We start from the raw sequence: 19,865 nt of genomic DNA, 5'->3' as shown, positions 1-19,865 counted from the left end.
GGCATGACCGCGTTTCCTCTGCCCGTGGACCCGTATGATCTTGGTCGGTCTCACGAAAGAGGTGACGAGCTTGGTCAGCACCCGAGCGCTCCTGACGCGCTTGACCACGTCCGCCGTGCTCGCGACGGCGAGCGTCGCGGCCTTCGCCCCGCCGGCCGCCGCCGCCTCCGCTGACGCGGGGATCTGGCGTCCGCCGCTGGAGAGCCGCTGGCAGTATCAGCTCGAAGGCAACCCCCGCCACAAGGCCACCGGCGGCATCGACGTCGACATCTGCGTCAAGCCGCAGAGCGGCGGCGCCTGCGTGCGGCCGACGGTCTTCGACATCGACCTGTACGTGGACGGCGACGTGGCGGGCGACAACTCCACCGTCAACACCGCCGCCGTCAAGGCCATCCACGCTCGCGGTGCCAAGGCCGTCTGCTACGTCGACGCCGGATCGATCGAGGACTACCGGCCCGACTACAAGCAGTTCGCCGACTGGCACAAGCGCAACGGCGGCTCCCTGCTGGGCAAGCCGTTCAGCGAGGACTTCCCGGACGAGCGCTGGGCCAACATCAACAACGACAGGGGCCAGCGCGACTTCCTGCTCAAGATGATGGAGGCCCGGGTCGCCAAGTGCGCGCAGGCCGGGTTCGACGGCGTGGAGTTCGACGTCGTCAACGCCCACGAGGAGGGCCGCGCGGTCACCGGCTGGAACATCAGCGCCACCACGCAGCTCACCTACAACCGCGCGCTGGCCGCCATCGCGCACAAGCACGGCCTGGCTGCGGCGCTGAAGAACAACCTCAGCCAGGCCGCCGAGCTGGAGCCGTACTTCGACTTCGCGGTCAACGAGTCGTGCTTCTCCTACGACGAGTGCGGCGAGCTGAAGCCGTTCGTCAAGGCGGGCAAGCCGGTCTTCCACGTGGAGTACGGGCTGTCGCCGGCGTCGTTCTGCCGCAAGGCCGTGGCCGCCTCGTTCAACTCGATCAAGAAGGCGGCCGACCTGTCGCTCAAGGACCGGCCGTACCAGCCCTGCCGGTGACCTCGCGCAGCGAGAGCATGGCGTCGCGCTCGATGCGGGAGAGGTCGAGGAGGAGGGCGCCGGCCTGTTCGAGGCGGGCCGCGTCGCGCTGCTCCCCGGCCTCGGCGATGCGCGCGGCGACCTCGGTCCACAGGGTGGCGGCCTCGGCGTAGAGCCGGTGGCCGGTCCGCAGGCGGTCGTCGCCGACGGACGCGGCGGCCTCGGCGAGGAAGTCGCGGTAGAGGGCGCGGAACAGGGCCCCGCCGGTGCCGGCCTTCTCCATGAGCAGGGCGGCATGCGGCAGGTCGCGCCCGGGCTCGGCGGTGCGGCGCAGCCAGCCCGGCACCTGGCGGGCGGCCTTCTCGATGCCCCGGTGGCCGAGGTTGGCGATGGGGGCGGCGAGGAAGGCGTCCGCGCAGGCCCGGATCGCGGGGACGATCCCGTCCCGCCAGGAGGGCGCGCCCGCCGGGGCGGTGATGGTGAAGGACCGGTGCCTGGCGGTCATCGGGCCGCGTGCGGCGCGCGCCGCCGCCAGCGATTCCAGGCCGGTGCGGACGGCGCCGCCCTGCTGGGCGGTGTCGATCAGGTGGGCCTGCCGCTCGTCGTAGCCGTACATGGCGACGACGTGGCCGCCGAAGTGCACCTTCGTCCGGAAATAGTCCAGGTGGTAGCTGTCGAGCTGGAGGCCGACCGGCTGCCCGGCGTCGATCGGCGCGGACACGTTCGCCCAGGCTCGGCGGGGTGAGGCCGTCTCCTTGACCTCCAGGGTCAGGCCGAGCCTGGCGGCCAGGTTCCGGGTGAGCTCGAAGGGCCTGATGCGCCCGCCGAGGAACGGGAACGGCATGTTCCTGGCGTCCCAGTAGACGAAGGACAGGCCCGAGCCGAGCCCGAACAGCATCGGCTCGGACAGGTCGATCCCCTGGTGGCGCAGCAGCACCCCGAGCGCCGTGGTCTCGCAGTGCTGCATGCCGCGGGCCTCGACCCCTGCGACGACGGTCATAGGTGGGTTCTCCTTCACAACCGGCAGCATGGGGTCTCCCCCGGGGGGAGAGTCCAGCCGGGCATCAGCGCACCGCGTAGTGGCCGAACGACGGCTCCATCAGGTCGAACACCTCGCGCGCGGACTCGGTCACGATCTCGGCGATGCGCGCGTTGTCCAGCCCGTCGAGCGTGAGCTCCATGATCTGGCCGAGCAGCACCCGGTACGGGCTCGCGATGGCCGCCGCCACCAGCCGGGGCACCGGGCCGGTGTCGCCCGTCTCCTCGGCGAGCGCGCGGGCCAGGGCCTCCTCCCGCTGCTCCATCAGCTCGCGCAGCCGCGCCACCAGCGTCGGCGACTCCACGATCATCCGCCCGAACCCGCCGTGGGTGAACCCGAGCATCGGGTCGTGCCGGGCAGCGGCGTCGAGGAAGACCCGCCGGAGCGCGGCGAGCGCGGACTCGCCCGGCTCCCGGCCCGCCACGATCTCGGCCAGCGCGGCCACGAACCGTTCGTGGTGGTCGAAGGCCATGTCCTCCTTGCGCGGGAAGTAGTTGGTGACGGTCTTCTTGGCCACCCGCGCCGCGTCGGCGATCTCGGCGATCGTCGTCTCCTCGAAGCCCCGCTCGATGAAGAGGCGGGTGGCCTGGTCGGAGATCTCCTGGCGGGTCTCCTGCTTCTTCTGCTCCCGCAGGCCGAAGATTTTTACGTCGGACATAAATTTCCTCTTGACGATGGAATGCCTTCGACGTAATCTTACCACCGTCGCAAGTTTACTTCCAGGAGGCCCGTATGACAGCAGCCGCCACCACCGATCAGGTCAAGGACTACCTCAAGCACATCGGCAGGGTCCGGCTGCTCGACGCCCAGCAGGAGGTCGCGCTCGGCGAGCGCATCGAGGCCGGGCTGTTCGCCCAGGAGCGCCTCGACCGCGACGGCGACGCGCTGTCCCCGCAGGACCGCGCCGACCTGGAGTGGATCGCCGCCGACGGCCGCCTGGCCAAGGACCGGATGATCGAGGCCAACCTGCGCCTGGTCGTGTCCATCGCCAAGCGCCAGACCGGGCGCGGCCTGCCCTTCCTGGACCTGATCCAGGAGGGCAACCTGGGGCTGATGCGGGCGGTGGAGAAGTTCGACCACCGGCTCGGGCTGAAGTTCTCCACCTACGCCACCTGGTGGATCAAGCAGGCCGTCGGCCGGGCGCTGGCCGACCAGTCGCGGACGATCCGCATCCCCGTCCACATGACCGAGCTGATCAACAAGGTCGCGCGGGCCCGGCGCGAGCTGTTCCAGTCGCTCGGCAGGGAGCCGTCCGACGAGGAGATCGCCGAGCAGGTCGAGCTGACGGCGGAGCGGGTCGAGGAGATCCGCGGCTACGCCCGCGAGCCCGTCTCGCTGAGCACGCCGCTCGGCGAGGAGGGCGACACCGAGCTCGGCGACCTCATCGAGGACGCCGGGGCGCTCGACCCCACCGACGCCGTCGGCCTCGACCTGCTGCGCGACCAGCTCAGGCAGATCCTGGACGGCCTCACCGAGCGGGAGGCCGGCGTGATCGCGCTGCGCTTCGGCCTGGCCGACGGCGAGCCGAAGACCCTGGACGAGATCGGCAAGGTCTACGGCGTCACCCGGGAGCGCATCCGGCAGATCGAGGCCAGGACGATGAGCAAGCTGCGCCACCCGGGCCGCGCCACGGCGCTGCGCGACTACCTCGTCTGATCGGGCCGCACGTTGTGGCCACTACCTCGTCTGATCGGGCCGCACGTTGTGGTTGCGGGAGAACAGGTTGCCGGGGTCGTAGCGCCGCTTGACCGCCGCCAGCCGCCCGTACGTCCGGTCCGGGTAGATCGCGGCCACGTCCTCCTCGGCAGCGGAGGCCAGGAAGGCGGCGTAGGCGCCGCCGATGTGCGGCCCGAGCTCGTCCCAGAGCGCGTCCAGGCCGGGCAGCGCGGCCTCGACGACCGGCTGCGGGCCCGCGACGGTGGTCACCACCATCACCTCCGCCTGCCGGTGGGCGTAGGCGGTGGCGTCCGCCGGCACGCGGGCCACCGCTCCGCCGACGGCGCGCACGGCGATGAACGGCGATCCCGGCCTGGCCGCGGCGCCGGCGAGGACGCGCAGCACCTCGGACAGCAACGCCCCGCCGGCGAACCCGTTGCGGGTGACCAGCCGGATGCCCGGCGGCGGGGTGAGCCCCTCCACCAGCGTGTCGGCGTACGGCCTGAGCGTGACGTCGTCGGCGATGACGGTGCCGAGCGCCCGGATCGGGTCGAGGGCCCGCGCGGCGAGGGCCGGGTCGTCGCCGTCGACGGCGACGCGGACCTCGACCGGCGCGTCCGGGCCGCCCGCGAGCGGGCTGGCGAGCTCCACGATGGAGGTCAGCTCCTCGGGGGCGGTGCGCAGGTGGCCGGCCCACCCCTGGAGGACGGCGGCCGCCTCCGCCGGAGGAAAGGCGATCCTGCCGTAGAAGACCTCCGTCGTCGGGTGGGCGGCGAACTCGAAAGCGGTCACGACGCCGAAGTTGCCGCCGCCGCCCCGGATCGCCCAGAACAGCTCCGGGTGCTCCTCGGCGCCGGCCCGCACCACCTGCCCGTCGGCGGTGACCACCTCGGCGGCGACCAGGTTGTCCAGCGCGAGGCCGCGCTTCCTGACCTTCCAGCCGATGCCGCCCGCCAGCGTCAGCCCGCCGACGCCGACGCTCCTGGTGTCGCCGGAGGAGATCGCCAGCCCGTGCGGGGCGAGCGCGTCCACGACCTGGCCCCAGGTGGCGCCGCCGCCGATGCGGACCAGGTGGCGGTCCTTGTCGACGACCTCGACGGCGTCGAGCCCGCTCAGGTCGAGCACGACGCCGCCGTCGTTGGTGCCGAAGCCCGCGAAGGCGTGGCCGCCGCCCCGCACCGACAGCACGAGCCCGGAGGCGGCGGCGAACGCGACACCGGCCCGCACGTCACCGGTGCTCTCGGGGCGCAACACGTAGGCGGGGCTGCCCGTGACCAGGACCGACCGGCTGGCCGCGGCGTATTCAGGCGCTCCGGGTTCGATGACGGCGCCGCCGAAGTCGCGGCGGAGGGTGTCGAGCGCTGCGTTCATGATGATCCTTTCGTCCGGTGAGGGCCGGCGGGCCAGGGCGGCGTTCCCCGGGGTGCTCACTCGCCGGTCCAGGTGGTGACGAGCAAGAGATCCCGGCGGGCTGAGCGTTGTGACAGCCCGGCGGACGTGACCTGTGTCACAGCGGGGAGGTGTCACAGGGGCGTGGTGGCCGGGATCGTATGGACGCAGCACCGCACACGAACGGGCAGGGACAGTGATGAGCGAACGCAATGAGCAACCGACCGGCCGCACCGGCGCGGATCCCGCCACCGAGGCGTTCGTCGCCCACCGCAACCTGCTGTTCACGGTCGCGTACGAGATGCTGGGCTCGGCCGCCGACGCCGAGGACGTGCTGCAGGAGAGCTGGCTGCGCTGGGCGGGCGTCGATCTTGACACGGTCCGCGACCAGCGCGCCTACCTGGTGCGGATCGCCACCCGGCAGGCGCTGAAGCGGCTGCGCACGCTGGGCCGCCGCCGCGAGTCGTACGTCGGGCCGTGGCTGCCGGAGCCGCTGCTGACGGCGCCCGACGTGGCCGAGGACGTGGAGCTGGCCGACAGCGTGTCGATGGCGATGCTGCTGGTGCTGGAGACGCTCACGCCGACCGAGCGGGCGGTGTTCGTGCTGCGCGAGGTGTTCGACGTGGGCTACGACGAGATCGCCGAGGCCGTCGGCAAGAGCCCGGCCGCCGTGCGGCAGATCGCCCACCGGGCCCGCTCCCACGTGGCCGCCCGCCGGCCGCGCGGCGACGCCTCGCCCGCCGAGGTGCGGGGCGCGCTGGAGGCGTTCCGGCGCGCGGCCCGGACAGGCGACCTGCAGGGGCTGCTCGACATCCTCTCCCCCGACGTCGTCCTCCTGACCGACGGGGGCGGCGTCGTCCGGGCCTCCCTGACGCCCGTCGTGGGAGCCGAGGCGGTGTCCGGCCTGCTGGACCGCATCCCCGCGACGGCCACGCTGGACCTCGCGCAGGTCAACGGCCACCCCGCGCTGATCATCCGGGTCGACGGCCGCCTGGAGACCGTCATGGCGGTGCGCATCGACGACGGCCTGATCACCGGGCTCTACGCGGTGCGCAACCCCGCGAAGCTGGCGCACATGAAGCAGGAGAACCCGGTGAGCCGGTGAGTCAGCGCGCGACCTCGTACGGGATGATCTCGGCGAGAGCGGTGGCGCCGCCCATGCCGTAGTCGGCGCGCAGCCGGATGTAGCGGGCGGAGACGCCGGTCAGGTCGACGTCGTTGGGCGCGGTCATCCTGGGCCACTCGACGCGCTTGACGTCGCGGAACGTCTCGCCGTCGTCGCTCACCTGGACCATGCCCTCCAGCACGGTGCCGTTCATGTTGACGCGCAGCTTCGGCTGGAAGCGGACCGCCGACAGCTCGCGCACCCTGCCCAGGTCCACGGTGATGTGGTGGGGCTGCGGCGGCGGGCCGGGATAGTAGGAGTGGAAGTCCGTGGTCAGGTTGCCGTCGACCGCGCGGACCGGGTCGCCGGCGCCGGGCTTGAACGTGCTCGCCGTCGCGCTGAGCTCGGACGGCGGGATGCGGGTGCCGGCCGGCGGGGCGGGCCAGATCTCGCGGCCCTTGCCCGGCTCCTCGCTGACGATCGGCCGGTCGGGGCCGGTGCCCTTGCCCCGGATCACCACGTCGGTGATCACCGCGCCGTGGTCGGAGTAGAACGGGTACGGCCGGTCGAGCCAGCTGTCGCGGTGGCGCGGGAGCCGCCGCACGTCGGAGCGGGAGCCGAGGATGCGCACGTCCTCGCCCTTGGCGAAGACGTAGTCGATGCGGGCGGGCACGGCGCCGAAGCCGCTCAGCGGGCTCCAGGTGCGGCCCGGGTACAGGCCGGCGTCGGGGTTGGCGTGGCGGAAGGTGTCGACGAAGCCCGCCTCGGTGTACATCTTCGTGTACGGCCACGGGAGCACGACGCCGCCGTGGCCGGGCGCGTCGGCGAACTGGTCGGTCCAGTCCAGGTACGACTGGGCGTTGAGGTCGCCGCCCATGAGCACGGGGGCGTCGTCGTCGCCGACGAACGACGGGATCGCCTTCTCCAGGATGGACTTGCCCATGGCGACGCGGCGCAGCCGGTCGGCGTCGAGGATCTGCTCGGTCGTCTTGGTGCGGGGCAGGCCGTGGGTGTTCTGCACGGCCGCGTCGTGGGTGTCGCCGAAGGCGTAGCCGTCGTGCCAGGTCCACACGCTGAACGCGTGCACGTGCTGCCCGTTGGGCAGGCCGAGGCGGGCGCCGCCCAGGTTGAAGGAGGAGATCTCCTCGTCGGCGTAACGCGGGTAGACCTTCTGAATGTCCAGCTTCGTGTAGATCCACAGGTTGTCGCCGTTGACGCTGTAGTCCTCGGGGTGCGTGAGCTGCGCCGCGGAGAACCGGTCGTCCTCGGCCCGGCCGGCGTTCAGGCCCTCCAGGATCTTCTGGCCCGAGCCGTACCCCTCGACCACGAACAGGATGTCCGGGTTGACCTCGTTGAGGTATTCGATCATCTGCTTGAGGTTGTCGCCGGTCGTCTCCTGGCGGTTGATCGTGCCGCCGACGAAGAGGTTCCAGGCCATCAGGCGCAGTGGCGTGCCGGCCTTCTTCTCCGGCATGGAGGTGACCGAGACGTCGACGGTCACGTTCCCGGACGGCCTCGGGAACGGCCGGGTGCGTGCCTGGCCCTCGCGCGTGTAGATGGTGTCGCGGGCCCACACCTGCTCGCCGGTCCTGACGGTGGCGACGAACTCCTGCACGTGGTTCGGACGGCTCTTGCCGCTCGCCACGACCGTGCACGAGCTGCCGGGAGCCTGACCGTCACAGTCGAGCCGGTACGCGGCGGGCCTGGCGCCGGGGTCGGCCGCCGCGGGCGCCGGCGCCGTCAACGCCGCGAGGGCCAGGGCGGCCACCATCGGGGGGATCAGTCTGCGCATGGGGGGTCCTTCCGCGCGGTCACTAAAAATGGTCTGCACGATATCTCGGCCCGGCTCAGCCGCCGCCACCTGGATCATCCGATATCGAGATCATCACCGCAAGAGGAAGAACGATGACTATTTATGGACTCCGAGATAAATAGCGGACGACCTGGGCTCGAACGAGATTTCCCATCGACACGCTCAGTAGTTGCGCCAATACTGCACGTGTACCCTCGAACGCCGTCCCCGGTCCCCCATCCCGCACCATGCGCGTGCGCCGAGGACGCAGACCCGAACGGAGCCCGTATGAAGCTCAACCGAGTGGCACTCACCGGCCTCGCCGCGCTCGCCACCACCGCCTGCCTGGCCTCCGCCGCCCCGGCGACGGCCACCGTCACCGCAACCACCGCCCAGACCGCCACCGCCCAGACCGCCACCGCCCAGACCGCCACCGCCGCGTCGGCGCTGCCGCCGGGCTACCAGCTCGTCACCCTGCCCAACGCGAACGTGCCCAACTTCCAGCGGCGCACCCTCTACTGCCCCGGCTCCAAGCGCGTTCTCGGCGGCGGCGCCGAGGCGCGCGGCAACCGGGCGATCCTCGTCGGCTCGTTCCCGACCGACGACGGACGCGGCTGGATCGGCCTCGGCCGCCAGGACGGCTACAACGACGTCGGCATCAGCGTCTTCGCGATCTGCGCCGACTGACCCCGTGAGCGCTCCCGGCCGCCGCCCGGCGGCCGGGAGCCGCCGTCCGAAACCCCAGGGAGTGCCGCATGGAGCGAACCGTCCTCGCCGCCGTCACCGAACGCCCCGACGCCGACTCGGCGCTCGCCGAGCAGCTGCGCCGCGTGTGCGCCGCCATGGCCGAGGAGGGCCTCCAGGTGCGCTGGACCCACCGGGCCGCCGACGCCCTGGCGGTCGTCAGCTCGGACGCGTCGCTGACGGCGGTGCTCGCCGCCTGGGACGCGCCCGGCGCGGAGGAGCTGCTCGGCGCGGTGGGCAGGCGCTTCCGCGGCCTGCCGGTGTTCCTGATGACGCACGAGCAGGAGCTCCCCCTGTGGGTGTACGAGGTCATCCAGGGCTACGTGTTCCCGCTGGAGGACACGCCGCAGTTCATCGCCGGGCGCATCGCCCACGCGGCCGAGGAATACTCCGAGAAGATCCTGCCGCCGTTCTTCGCCGCCCTGCGCCGGCTGGAGGACCACCACCGCTACTCCTGGCACACCCCCGCCCACGCCGGCGGCGTCGCCTTCCTCAAGTCGCCCGTGGGACGGGCGTTCTTCGACTTCTACGGCGAACGGCTGCTGCGCACCGACCTGTCGATCTCCGTGGGCGAACTGGGCTCGCCGCTCGACCACACCGGCCCCATCGGCGAGGCGGAGCGCAACGCCGCCCGCGTCTTCGGCGCCGACCGCACGTTCTTCGTGGTCAACGGCAACTCCACCGCCAACCGCGTCGTCGGCCACCACGCGATGGCCCGCGACGACACCGTCCTGATCGACCGCAACTGCCACAAGTCGGTCCAGCACGCGCTCGCCATCAGCGGCGCCCGGCCGGTCTACCTGGTGCCCGAGCGCAACGGCCTCGGGCTGGCCGGCCCGATCCCGCCCGCCGCGCTGGAGCCGCCCGCGATCCGCGCCCGCATCACCGCCCACCCGCTCGCCGACGGCGACCCGGCCTACGCGGTGATCACGAACTCGACGTACGACGGGGTCTGCTACGACGCGGTCCGCGTCGGCGAACTGCTCGGCGCCGGCGTGCCTCGGCTGCACTTCGACGAGGCGTGGTTCGCCTACGCCCGGTTCCACCCGCTCTACGCCGGCCGCTACGGCATGGCGATCGACGAGCGCACGCTGCCCGGACCCGGCCGGCCCACCGTGTTCGCCACCCAGTCGACGCACAAGCTGCTGGCCGCGCTGTCGCAGGCGGCGATGGTGCACGTGCGCCCGTCGGAGCGCGCCCCGGTCGACTACGACGCGTTCAACGAGACGTACCTCATGCACGCCTCCACCTCACCGCTCTACCCGCTGATCGCCTCGCTGGACGTGGCCGCGGCGATGATGGACGGCCCGGCGGGGCCGTTCCTCACCGGGGAGGCCATCGTCGAGGCGGTCCGGTTCCGGCAGGCGATGGTGCGGCTGGCCGACCGCATCCGCGAGGACGGGCAGCGCTCCGACTGGTTCTTCGGCGTCTGGCAGCCCTCCGCCGTCACCGACCCGCGCACCGGCCAGGTGCACTCCTTCGCCGACGCCGATCCGGCGCTGCTGTGCGCCGAGCCGTCCTGCTGGACGATGGAGGCGGGGGCGGCGTGGCACGGGTTCGACGGCATGTCGGCGGGCTACTGCCTGCTCGACCCGGTCAAGGTGACGATCATCTGCCCGGGCGCCGACGCCGTCACCGGCACGCTCGACTGGGGCATCCCGGCCCGGATCGTCGCCGCCTACCTGGCGCGGCGCGGCATCGTGGTGGAGAAGACCGGCGACCACACGCTGCTGGTGCTGTTCTCCATGGGGATCACCAAGGGCAAGTGGGGCACGCTCATCGACGCGCTCACCGACTTCAAGAACGCCTACGACGACGACCTGCCGCTGGCGGAGGTGCTGCCGGGCCTCGGGCCCGCGACGGTGTCGCTGCAGAAGTTCTGCACGCTGGTCCACGAGAAGCTGCGCGACTCCGGGGTGGGCAAGCTGCTGGACGAGGTGTTCACCAGGCTGCCCGAGCAGGTGATGACGCCGGCCGACTGCTACCAGGCGATGATCCGGTCCCGCACCGAGGCGGTGACGCTGGCCGAGCTGCCGGGCCGGATCGCGGCGGCCACGGTGGTGGTGACGCCGCCGGGCATCCCGATGCTGATGCCCGGCGAGGCGACCGGCCCCGCCGACGGCCCGCTGATGACGTACCTGCGCGCCCTGGAGGACTTCGACCGCGCCTTCCCCGCTCTGGCCACGGACATCCACGGCGCCCACCGCGACGCCGACGGCCACTACCGCGTCCAGGTCGTCAGGGCCGCTAGCCGGTGATGGCGTGGGCCAGGGCCACCACGACGGGGCCGAGCAGGGGCAGCACGACGTTCGACAGCGCGTAGACGATCGTGTACGACATCAGCGGCGTGCTGTTGCCGGCCTGCGCCTGCACGGCGGTGATCGCCGGGGTGGAGCACTGCTGACCGGCGACGGCGCCCAGGGCGAGCGGCGGCGCCAGCTTCATCACCTTGAAGGCCACCAGCAGCGACACCGTCGCCGGGACGAGCGTGACGAGCACGCCCGCGATCGGCAGCGAGATGCCGTACTTGCCGACGAGCGCGACGGCCGCGGGCCCCGACGACAGGCCGACCGCGCAGATGAACGTGGCCAGCCCCAGGTTCTTGATCACCGTGGCGGCGGCGGAGTCGAACTGGCCGATGGTGGGCCGTTTGGCGCGGATCCAGCCGAACAGCAGCCCCGACAGCAGGCAGCCGCCGCCGGTGCCGAGCGACAGCGGGATGCCGCCCAGCGGCACCGTGATCTTCCCGATGAGCATGCCGAGGATGACGCCGAGCGCGATGAAGACGAAGTCGGCCTTGACGCTCTGGTCGAGCCGGACGCCGAAGCGCTCGGCGAACGCGCGCACGTCCTTGCCGGCCCCCGTCACGCGGATGACGTCGCCGGGGTTGATCGTGGTGCCCGGCTGCACCGGCAGCCCCTGCTCCATGCGGGTGATGCCGGTGACGTAGACGCCGTGCCGCTGCTCGGCCGGGATCTCGCGCCGCAGGTCGCCGAGCGGGGCGGCGGCGAAGTCCTTGCGCGTCAGCAGCACGTCGGCCTGGTCGAGCTCCAGGTCGAGGGCGCCGGTGCCGGACACCTCCGGGCCGACCACGTCGTCGGCGCGCACCAGGTCCTCGCGCCGCCCGAACAGCACGAGCACGTCCCCGTCGGCGAGCACGGTGCCGGGCCGCAGGTCGATGCTCCGGTCACCGCGCCGCACGCGCTCCACGGTGGCGCTGCCGCCGAGCGCGGTCTCCACCTCGGTGACGGTGCTCCCCGCGGCGGCGGTCACCCGCTGGGCACGGCCGACGACGCCGGGCAGCGCCGTCGTGGCGTCCTCGCCCGGCTGCCCGCCGCTGATGCGCCGCCACAGCTTGTCCGCCTCGTCCTTGAGGCTGAACCGCAGCACGGCGGGGGCGATCTGGCTGGTCAGCAGGACGATCGTGATCAGGCCGCAGATGTAGGAGATGGAGTAGGCGGTGCCGACGTTGGCCTGGAGCGCCCGGATCTCGGCCGCGGGGAGCGGCAGCCGCGAGATCGCGTCGGTGGCGGTGCCGACCACGGCCGACTCGGTGGCGCCGCCCGCCATCAGCCCGGCGGCGGTGCCCACGTCCAGGCGCAGCAGCAGGATCGCCAGCGTCGTCACCGTCAGCACGGCGACGACCTCGATCAGCGTGAACCAGCCGTAACGCAGGCTCCGGCGGTTGAGGCTGGCGAAGAACGACGGGCCGCTCATGTAGCCGAGCGTGAAGATGAACAGGGCGAAGGCGATGTTCTTCACCTGGTCGCTCAGCGTGACGCCGCTGAACATGCCGACGAAGATGGCGACGATCAGCGTGCCGGCGATGCCGCCCAGCGAGAGCCCGCCCACCCTGACCTTGCCGATCGCGTACCCGAGCGCCAGCGACACGAACAGCGCCATCTCCGGCGTGCCGCGCAGCAGCTCCTTCAGCCAGGTCATGACGCGTCGAACTCGGCCTTGTAGCCGTCGACGATCTCCTTGAGCCAGCCGCCGATCTTCAGGTAGGCGTCGTGGTCCAGGTTGGCCAGGCTCACCCGGACGCTCCACTGCGGGCCGTCGAAGCCGCCGCCGTTCAGCAGCACCACCGAGCCCTTCTCGGCCAGGCGGAAGACCGGGTCGACCGGCTCGTACGTGAGCTGCAGCCAGTCGGCGAACTCGTCGCCGTACGTGCGCCGGACGAAGCTGAGGATGTCCAGCTCGACGTAGTAGTGGGCGGCGAGCGGGTCGTCGGGGATCGGCACGCCCATCCCCTCGGTGAGCGCGTCCAGCCGGCGGGCGATGACGGCGCGGCAGGTGTCCCGGTACGAGCCGTCGCTGTCGAGCAGCGACGACAGCGCGAACAGCGTCATCATCGTCTGCTGCGGCGTGGACAGGCCGGCGGTGTGGTTGAGGGCCACCTGGCGGGAGTCGGCCACCAGCCGGTCGATGAACCTGATGTCGCCGGGCCGCAGGCTGATGGTGCCGTAGCGGTCGGCCAGCCGGTCCAGGTCCGGCCTGGGCAGCCGGGCGAGCCGTTCGTCGAAGACGTTGTCCTGGTTGACGGCGATGACGCCGAGCCGCCAGCCGGTGGCGCCGAAGTACTTGCTGAAGGAGTAGACGCCGATCGTGTTGCGCGGCACCGCCGACATCAGCGACCGGAACCCGGGCACGAACGTGCCGTAGACGTCGTCGGTGATGATCGCCAGCTCCGGGTTGGAGGTGCGGACGATCTCCGCGATGCGCTCCAGCGACTCCTCGGCCAGCATCACCGAGGGCGGGTTGGACGGGTTGACGAGGAACAGCGCCTTCACCGACGGATCGGCGAGCTTGTCCAGCTCGGCCCGGTCGTACTGCCAGGTGTGCAGGCCGGCGCGGTTGGTCTTGGCCGCCTGGATCTCGACGGTCTTGAACCGGTAGCGCTCCAGGTGCGGGATCTCCAGGTAGGGCGAGAAGATCGGCGTCATCAGCGCGATCGTGTCCTCGGGGCGCAGCAGGCCGTTGATGACGCAGGTGTCGAAGACGTAGCACATCGCGGCGGTGCCGCCCTCGACGGCGAACAGGTCGTACGGCCGCCGCGGGGTCCGGCCGCCGCACATCTCCTGGACCAGGTAGGCGTGCACGACCTGCTCGGCGTGCCGCAGCATGCGGGCGGGCTCGGGGTAGTGGTCGCCGGTGACGGCGTCGGTCAGCTCCCACACGAACGCGTCGGCGTCGAAGCCGAGCCGCCCGGTCCCGTACTCGACGCTGTCGCGCAGCAGGCTCGCGCCCGGCCGGTCGGCGTGCTCGCCGAGGAAGGCGGTGAGCCGGCCGGCGATGCCCTCGCGGCCCGGCAGCCCGCCCAGGCCGGGGAACTCCGGCCAGGTGCGCCTGGACTCGGTGACGGCGAACTGGCCCAGCAGGAAGAACGCCTCGCGCGGCTCGGTGGCGATCCAGTTGGGGTTGCCCCGGCCGGCGTTCAGCATCGTGACGGCGTTCTGGCGCTGGCTCTCGCCTGCGAGGGCGATGAGCTCGTCCTTCAGCTCGAACGGGCTCAGCGACTCCCAGCGTCGTTCCTCGTCGCGGCCGGCCATGACGCTCCCCCTTGGCGTGCGGTGGGGGATCGTGAGGTGTCTGCCCTGGCGGGAAACGGGTGAAACCGGCAGAGAGCGCGGCACGGCACCCCCTACGAAAGTCGTGGGCAGGCGAGGACTTTCGCCGGGGACGCCCCGGGGCGGTTTCGCGGCACGGTTGATCCCATGAAGAAGACCGTCGCCGCGAGCGTCCTCGCGCTCTCCGCTTCCCTGACGACCCCGCTGATCGCTCCCCCGGCCGCCGCCGCCGCGCCGGTGACCTCGCTGCCCGCGCCGACCGGCGACCACCGGGTGGGCAAGCAGGACCTGCACCTGGTCGACACCTCCCGGCCCGACCCCTGGGTGCCGACCGCGAAGGCGCGGGAGCTGATGGTGTCGCTGTGGTACCCGGCACGCGCGGGCGGCGGAAAGCCGTCCCGCTACCTGACGCCGAAGGAGTCGGAGCTGCTCATCAGGAGCGAGCCCCGGCTCAAGGACGTGCCGCCCGGCACGCTGGCCGAGACCCCCACCCATTCCCGGACCGGGGCGCCCGCGCTGAAGCGGAAGGGCGGCTGGCCGCTGGTGGTGATGTCGCCCGGGATGACGATGCCCCGCGCGACGCTGACCTCGCTGGCCGAGGAGTTCGCCAGCCGCGGCTACCTGGTGGCGGGGATCGAGCACACGTACGAGTCGCTGGCGACCACGTTCCCCGACGGCCGCACCACCACGTTCGAGGCCGGGAAGGCCGGTCAGACGGAGGAGACGGGCCGGAAGGTGGCCCGGGTGCGGGCGGCCGACACCGAGTTCGTGCTGCGGCGGCTCGAAGCCGACAAGCGCTGGAACCGGCTGATCGACGAGAAGCGGATCGCGATGGTGGGCCACTCGGTCGGCGGCCAGAGCGCCGCGCACCTGCTGTCCGGGTCGCGCCGGGTCCGGGCGGCGGTCAACCTGGACGGCACCTACAACCCGAAGACGCCGGCCGAGCCGCTGGACAAGCCGTTCATGATGATCGGCAACCCCCGGCACCAGCCGGACTCCGGCGGCCGGGACGGCTCCTGGGACCAGTTCTGGCCGCACGTGAAGAGTGACTGGAAGCGCTGGCTGACCGTGACCGGCGCCGAGCACATGAGCTTCGTCGACTACGGGGTGCTGCTGCCGCAGCTCGGGCTGCCGGAGTTCCCGATCGACGGCGAGCGCGGGATCGCGATCACCCGGGCGTACGTCACGGCGTTCCTCGACACGCACCTCAAGGGGCGGCACCGGCCCCTGCTGGACCGGCCGTCGGCCGATTATCCCGAGGTGAGGTTCTGGTAGGCCGCCGGCCGCCACACGACTGCCACAGCCACTTGGCGGCTTGATCGGTCGCGCGACGCCGATATATGGCAGCATTTCCTGAAGAATCATGAAATGGCTGGGGGACTCAGTGCGAGAAGACGGACGCTCGGCTGTGCCTGGGGTGGACACCAGCATCCCCAACGGGGCGCGCATCTACGACTACCTGCTGGGCGGCAAGGACAACTTCGCGGCGGACCGCCAGGCCGCCGAGGCCATGCTGGCCCAGAACCCGCAGGCGTCGCAGACCGCCCGCGACAACCGGGCCTTCCTCGGCCGCGCGGTCCGCTACCTGGTCGAGGAGGCCGGCATCCGCCAGTTCGTCGACATCGGCGCCGGCCTGCCCACCCAGCAGAACGTGCACGAGGTGGCCCGCTCTGGCGCCCCCGGCACCCGCGTCGTCTACGTCGACTCCGACCCCACGGTGGCGATCCACGCCAGGGCGCTGCTGGCCACCGACGACGACGTCGCGGTGGTCGAGGCCGACCTGCGCAGCCCTGGCGACGTGCTCGGCCACCCGCTCACCCGCGAGCTGATCGACTTCGGGCAGCCGGTCGCGGTGCTCATGGCCGCGATCCTGCACTTCGTCTCCGACGAGGAGAACGCGGCCGGCATCGTCGCTGAATACCGGCGGGCGCTGGCGCCCGGCAGCCACCTGCTCGTCTCGCACACCGCCGACGAGTCGCCGGAGCACGTCATGGCCACGGCCAAGCAGGGCTTCCGGATGGCGGGCACGGCGCTGACGCCGCGCACCCGCGCCCGGATCGGCGACTTCTTCGGCGATTTCGAGCTGGTCGAGCCCGGTCTCACCGACGTGCGGAGCTGGCGGTCCCCGCTGAACGGCCTGCCCGCCCTGCCGTGGGTGATCGTCGGCGGCCTCGGCCGCAAGCCGTAGCCCGGCCGCGGGTCATCGCGCCACGGCCTGGCGGTAGTGCTCGTCGGCGGCCAGCAGGTCGCGGTGCGCGCCCTCGGCGGTGACCATGCCGCCGTCGAGGACGAGCACCCGGTCGGCCGCGTCCAGGAACGCCGGGCTGCTGGTGATCACCACGGTGGTGCGGCCCCGCCGCAGGTCCGCGATGCCGCGGGCGATGAGCTGCTCGGTGACCGCGTCGACCGCAGTCGTCGGGTCGTGCAGGACGAGCACGTCGGTGTCGGCGGCCAGGGCGCGGGCCAGCGAGAGCCGCTGGCGCTGCCCGCCCGACAGGTTCGCGCCCCGGTCGCGCACGCCGTGGTCGAGGCCCTCGGCGTGCAGGGCGACGACGTCGGTCAGCATCGACGCCGCGACGGCCTCGGACACCAGGCGGCCGCGTCCCGACGGGTCGATGTTGCCGCGCAGGGTCCCGGCGAAGATCTCCCCGTCGTACGGGTTCACGAGCAGGTGCTCGCGGACCGCCTCGACCGACAGGTCCGCCACCGCGCGCCCGCCGATCCGCACCACGCCCTCGTACGCGCCGGGCGGGACGCGGAGGGAGAGCACCGCGGCCAGGTCGGCGGCGGCGCGCGGCTCGTAGGCGGCGATCGCGACGAACTCGCCGGGCGCCACCCGGAACTTCAGCTTGCGCAGCGCCCCGTGGCGGACGCAGTCGACCTCCAGGTCCCCGCCCGGCGCGGGGCGGCCCCGGCCGGGCGTCATCACCGGCGGCGCGGCCAGGACGAGCGCCATCCGGTCGGCCGACGCGCGGGCGACCATCACGTACTTGGGCATCTCGGAGAACAGCTTGAGCGGTTCGATGATGAACTGGGCCAGTCCCACGGCCATGACGAGCTGCCCGATCGTGATCTGCCCCTGGAAGGCGAGCCAGCCGGCGGCGAGGGTCACGACGGCGGCGAGGATCGCGTTGAGCCCCAGCGCGGCGCCCGCGTACGCGCCGTTGGCGCGGGCGACGACGATCGACTGGTGGCGGGCCTCCCCGCTGACCTTCCGGTAGGACTGGAAGGCCGCGGCGTTGCCGCCGAAGCCGTGCAGCGGGCGCAGGCCGGTGATCAGGTCGGCGACCTTCGCGCCCGCCCGCGCGACCCGGGCCTGCTGCTCGCGGGTGCCGGCGCCGATCCGGCGCGACAGGACGCTGAGGGTCGTCAGGATCGCGACGGTCCCGACGATCACCAGCAGGCCGAGCCACACGCTGGCCAGGCCGAGCGCCACGGCGCTGATCAGCACCGCGACGAGGGAGCTGACCAGCAGCGGCACCACCTCGATGATGTCGGCGGTCTGGTCGGCGTCCTCGGTGGCGATGGTCAGCACCTCGCCGGACCTGAGGTCGGCGTCCCTGGCGACCGGCTGCAGCCCGCAGGCGGCGACCTCCACCCGCCAGCGGTGCGCCTCGGTGACGTTCGCCTTCTGCAGGATGCGCATCCCGAAGCGCCACGACAGCGACACGGTCGTGATGATCACGAGCAGTGCGGCGATCGACAGGCCGAGCGAGCCGAGCGTGCGGTCCCGCATGGTGTGCTCGACGATCAGGCCGAGCGCGATGGGGAACGCGGTCTCGCCCGCCTGGTAGAGGCCCATGAGGACGGTGCCCCCGGTCATGGCGCCGAGGTTGCGCCGCAGCGCGGTCCGCAGGATGACGGACCCCGTGAGGGACGACATGCGCTCGCTCCTAACTTCCCGCACGCCAGGCCCGCCACAGCCGCGCGTAGCGTCCGCCCAGGGCCACCAGCTCCTCGTGCGTGCCCTGCTCGACCACGCGCCCGGCGTCCAGGACGGCGATCCGGTCGGCGGTCATGGCCTGGGTCAGCCGGTGCGCCACGAGCAGCGTGGTGCGGCCCCGGCAGGCGGCCCGTACGGCCCGCTCCAGCTCGGCGGCGCCTTCGCTGCCCGCCTCGGCGGTCGACTCGTCCAGCACCACGACCGGCGAGCGGGCCAGCACCAGCCGGGCCAGCGCGATCCGGGCGACCGTGGTGCCGTCCAGGCGCTCGCCGCCCTCGCCGACCTTGGTGGCGAGCCCGTCGGGCAGCGCCTCGGCCCAGCCGTCGGCGCCGGCGACCCGCAGCGCGGCCATCAGCTCCTCGTCGGTCGCGCCGGGCGCGGCCAGCCGCAGGTCGTCGGCGAGCGGGCCGGAGAACACGTGCGTCTCCTGCGTCAGGATGCTCACCAGGGCCCGCGCCCCGGCCTCGTCCAGGTCCGCGAGGTCGGCCGTACCGACGCGCACCGACCCGGCCTGCGGGGTGCCGATGCCCGCGACGAGCGCGGCGAGCGTGGTCTTGCCCGCGCCCGTCGCGCCCACCAGCGCGAGCGACCCGCCCGCCGGGATCGTCAGGCTCACGTCCCGCAGCACCGGCTCGCTCGCGCCGGGATAGCCGAACGTCAGCCCCTCGACCGTCACCGGGTACGGGGTGACGTCAGCCGATGCGGGGGCGGCGCTGCCCACGAGCCGGTCCTCGGCCGCCTCGCCCAGCACGCCGACGAGCCGCGTCAGGCTCGCGCCGGACTTCTGCGCCTCGTCGAAGGTGAACATGATGGAGCCCAGCGGGTTGAACAGCCGGTGGAACAGCAGCGGCGCGGCCGACACCTCGCCGAGCGTGGCGGCGTCGGCCTCCAGCAGGGCGTAGCCGACCACGATGATCAGGGTGAGGCCGATGAACTCGGCGCGGTTCTCCCGGCCGACGAACCTGCCGAAGAAGCGGAACACCTCGATGCCGAGGTCGCGCACCCGCCACGACTCGCGCGTGACCTGCTCGCGGAAGTCCTCCTCCAGGCGGTAGGCGCGTACGGTGTCGATGCCGTTGAGGCCGCTGATCAGCGCCTGCGCGCGGTCGGCCTGGGCTTCGCGCTGCCGTTTGTAGAGCGGGGCGGACCGGGGCAGATACCAGCGCAGCGCCAGCGCGTAGGCGGGCAGCGCGCCCGCGCCGGCGAGGCCGAGCCGCCAGTCCAGCCCGAACATGCCGGCGGTGGCGATGACGACCAGCACCCCGGCGGAGAACACGGTGGGCACGGCCGTGCGGATGCCCTTGGACAGCACGGCCACGTCGTCGCCGACCCTGGACAGCACGTCGCCGCGGCCGACCTGCTCGACCCGCGCGCTCGGCATCCCCAGCACGGCCCGTACGGCGGCCTCCCGCAGCCCGGCCAGCAGGTCCGCGCCGAGCCTGCCGATCAGGTACGTGGACGCGGCCGTGGCGGCGGCGCCCAGCAGCGCGGCGGCCACCATGAGCCCGCCGATCGTGACCAGGATGGACTGCGGCTCTCCCCCGACGACGCCGTCGACCACCTGCCCGAGCAGGAGCACCGGGAGGACGGCGAGCCCGGCCCCGGCCACGGTGCTGAGCGCGGC

General features: G+C 72.5%; 15 protein-coding genes. 7 read left to right on the top strand and 8 right to left on the bottom strand.

What is annotated here, in order from left to right:
• Positions 1 to 70: 70 nt before the first annotated feature.
• The gene (locus ACWDXC_RS08630; protein ID WP_449979601.1) at positions 71 to 1,024 is read left to right on the top strand and encodes an endo alpha-1,4 polygalactosaminidase; all 954 of its coding nucleotides are present in this window, start codon (positions 71 to 73) and stop codon (positions 1,022 to 1,024) included.
• Here ACWDXC_RS08630 and ACWDXC_RS08625 read toward each other — a convergent pair.
• Entirely contained in the window at positions 993 to 2,003 is a 1,011-nt protein-coding gene (locus tag ACWDXC_RS08625) for a BtrH N-terminal domain-containing protein (protein ID WP_449979598.1), read from the bottom strand. The genes ACWDXC_RS08630 and ACWDXC_RS08625 overlap by 32 nt on opposite strands.
• 64 nt (positions 2,004 to 2,067) lie before the next feature.
• Complete coding sequence (locus ACWDXC_RS08620) at positions 2,068 to 2,700, bottom strand: TetR/AcrR family transcriptional regulator (RefSeq protein ID WP_449979595.1); 633 nt, start codon at positions 2,698 to 2,700, stop codon at positions 2,068 to 2,070.
• A 74-nt stretch (positions 2,701 to 2,774) separates the two neighbouring features.
• Between ACWDXC_RS08620 and ACWDXC_RS08615 the strand changes: the two genes are divergently transcribed.
• Positions 2,775 to 3,698, top strand: coding sequence for an RNA polymerase sigma factor (locus ACWDXC_RS08615; RefSeq protein ID WP_449979592.1), 924 nt, complete (start codon positions 2,775 to 2,777; stop codon positions 3,696 to 3,698).
• A 21-nt stretch (positions 3,699 to 3,719) separates the two neighbouring features.
• On the opposite strand, the gene ACWDXC_RS08610 is transcribed toward ACWDXC_RS08615, so the two are convergent.
• The gene (locus ACWDXC_RS08610) at positions 3,720 to 5,069 is read right to left on the bottom strand and encodes an FAD-binding oxidoreductase (protein ID WP_449979589.1); all 1,350 of its coding nucleotides are present in this window, start codon (positions 5,067 to 5,069) and stop codon (positions 3,720 to 3,722) included.
• Positions 5,070 to 5,286: 217 nt separating this feature from the next.
• Here ACWDXC_RS08610 and ACWDXC_RS08605 point away from each other — a divergent pair, with 217 nt between their 5' ends.
• Complete coding sequence (locus tag ACWDXC_RS08605; RefSeq protein WP_449979587.1) at positions 5,287 to 6,192, top strand: RNA polymerase sigma-70 factor; 906 nt, start codon at positions 5,287 to 5,289, stop codon at positions 6,190 to 6,192.
• A gap of 1 nt (position 6,193) precedes the next feature.
• Here the strand turns inward: ACWDXC_RS08605 and ACWDXC_RS08600 are convergent, their stop codons facing one another.
• Positions 6,194 to 7,984: a discoidin domain-containing protein gene (locus ACWDXC_RS08600; protein WP_449979584.1), complete on the bottom strand. Its 1,791-nt coding sequence runs from the start codon at positions 7,982 to 7,984 to the stop codon at positions 6,194 to 6,196.
• Between the two features lie 288 nt (positions 7,985 to 8,272).
• Between ACWDXC_RS08600 and ACWDXC_RS08595 the strand changes: the two genes are divergently transcribed.
• Both ACWDXC_RS08595 and ACWDXC_RS08590 read left to right on the top strand, forming a co-directional pair.
• Positions 8,273 to 8,671: a hypothetical protein gene (locus ACWDXC_RS08595; protein WP_449979581.1), complete on the top strand. Its 399-nt coding sequence runs from the start codon at positions 8,273 to 8,275 to the stop codon at positions 8,669 to 8,671.
• 68 nt (positions 8,672 to 8,739) lie between these two features.
• The gene (locus tag ACWDXC_RS08590) at positions 8,740 to 10,986 is read left to right on the top strand and encodes an Orn/Lys/Arg family decarboxylase (protein ID WP_449979579.1); all 2,247 of its coding nucleotides are present in this window, start codon (positions 8,740 to 8,742) and stop codon (positions 10,984 to 10,986) included.
• On the opposite strand, the gene aspT is transcribed toward ACWDXC_RS08590, so the two are convergent.
• Both aspT and ACWDXC_RS08580 read right to left on the bottom strand, forming a co-directional pair.
• Entirely contained in the window at positions 10,976 to 12,670 is a 1,695-nt protein-coding gene (gene aspT / locus ACWDXC_RS08585) for an aspartate-alanine antiporter (protein WP_449979577.1), read from the bottom strand. The two genes, ACWDXC_RS08590 and aspT, sit on opposite strands and share 11 nt — an antisense overlap.
• A complete protein-coding gene (locus ACWDXC_RS08580; RefSeq protein ID WP_449979574.1) occupies positions 12,667 to 14,280 on the bottom strand; it encodes a bifunctional aspartate transaminase/aspartate 4-decarboxylase in 1,614 nt (537 codons plus the stop codon). Before ACWDXC_RS08580 ends, aspT begins: the two co-directional genes overlap by 4 nt.
• Positions 14,281 to 14,445: 165 nt before the next feature.
• Between ACWDXC_RS08580 and ACWDXC_RS08575 the strand changes: the two genes are divergently transcribed.
• The gene (locus tag ACWDXC_RS08575; protein WP_375074547.1) at positions 14,446 to 15,573 is read left to right on the top strand and encodes an alpha/beta hydrolase family protein; all 1,128 of its coding nucleotides are present in this window, start codon (positions 14,446 to 14,448) and stop codon (positions 15,571 to 15,573) included.
• Between the two features lie 142 nt (positions 15,574 to 15,715).
• Positions 15,716 to 16,486 (top strand): SAM-dependent methyltransferase, encoded by a 771-nt coding sequence (locus tag ACWDXC_RS08570; protein ID WP_449979571.1) that lies wholly within the window; start codon positions 15,716 to 15,718, stop codon positions 16,484 to 16,486.
• Positions 16,487 to 16,498: 12 nt separating this feature from the next.
• Here ACWDXC_RS08570 and ACWDXC_RS08565 read toward each other — a convergent pair whose 3' ends face one another.
• On the bottom strand, positions 16,499 to 18,181 hold the full coding sequence (locus ACWDXC_RS08565; protein WP_449979568.1) for an ABC transporter ATP-binding protein: 1,683 nt from the start codon (positions 18,179 to 18,181) through the stop codon (positions 16,499 to 16,501).
• A gap of 10 nt (positions 18,182 to 18,191) precedes the next feature.
• Complete coding sequence (locus ACWDXC_RS08560; protein WP_449979565.1) at positions 18,192 to 19,850, bottom strand: ABC transporter ATP-binding protein; 1,659 nt, start codon at positions 19,848 to 19,850, stop codon at positions 18,192 to 18,194.
• Positions 19,851 to 19,865 lie beyond the last annotated feature (15 nt).

This window comes from Nonomuraea sp. NPDC003214 (assembly GCF_053590035.1).
The sequence above is the reverse complement of the archived record's forward strand: the minus strand, read 5'-3'. Positions and strand labels throughout refer to the sequence as shown.

What these genes read in the sequence shown, in the direction of transcription:
- ACWDXC_RS08620 (WP_449979595.1), bottom strand. Translation starts at nt 2,700, where the DNA reads ATGTCCGACGTAAAAATCTTCGGCCTGCGGGAGCAGAAGAAGCAGGAG.
- ACWDXC_RS08610 (WP_449979589.1), bottom strand. Translation starts at nt 5,069, where the DNA reads ATGAACGCAGCGCTCGACACCCTCCGCCGCGACTTCGGCGGCGCCGTC.
- ACWDXC_RS08615 (WP_449979592.1), top strand. Translation starts at nt 2,775, where the DNA reads ATGACAGCAGCCGCCACCACCGATCAGGTCAAGGACTACCTCAAGCAC.
- ACWDXC_RS08605 (WP_449979587.1), top strand. Translation starts at nt 5,287, where the DNA reads ATGAGCGAACGCAATGAGCAACCGACCGGCCGCACCGGCGCGGATCCC.
- ACWDXC_RS08600 (WP_449979584.1), bottom strand. Translation starts at nt 7,984, where the DNA reads ATGCGCAGACTGATCCCCCCGATGGTGGCCGCCCTGGCCCTCGCGGCG.
- ACWDXC_RS08565 (WP_449979568.1), bottom strand. Translation starts at nt 18,181, where the DNA reads ATGTCGTCCCTCACGGGGTCCGTCATCCTGCGGACCGCGCTGCGGCGC.
- ACWDXC_RS08580 (WP_449979574.1), bottom strand. Translation starts at nt 14,280, where the DNA reads ATGGCCGGCCGCGACGAGGAACGACGCTGGGAGTCGCTGAGCCCGTTC.
- ACWDXC_RS08625 (WP_449979598.1), bottom strand. Translation starts at nt 2,003, where the DNA reads ATGACCGTCGTCGCAGGGGTCGAGGCCCGCGGCATGCAGCACTGCGAG.
- aspT (WP_449979577.1), bottom strand. Translation starts at nt 12,670, where the DNA reads ATGACCTGGCTGAAGGAGCTGCTGCGCGGCACGCCGGAGATGGCGCTG.
- ACWDXC_RS08575 (WP_375074547.1), top strand. Translation starts at nt 14,446, where the DNA reads ATGAAGAAGACCGTCGCCGCGAGCGTCCTCGCGCTCTCCGCTTCCCTG.
- ACWDXC_RS08595 (WP_449979581.1), top strand. Translation starts at nt 8,273, where the DNA reads ATGAAGCTCAACCGAGTGGCACTCACCGGCCTCGCCGCGCTCGCCACC.
- ACWDXC_RS08590 (WP_449979579.1), top strand. Translation starts at nt 8,740, where the DNA reads ATGGAGCGAACCGTCCTCGCCGCCGTCACCGAACGCCCCGACGCCGAC.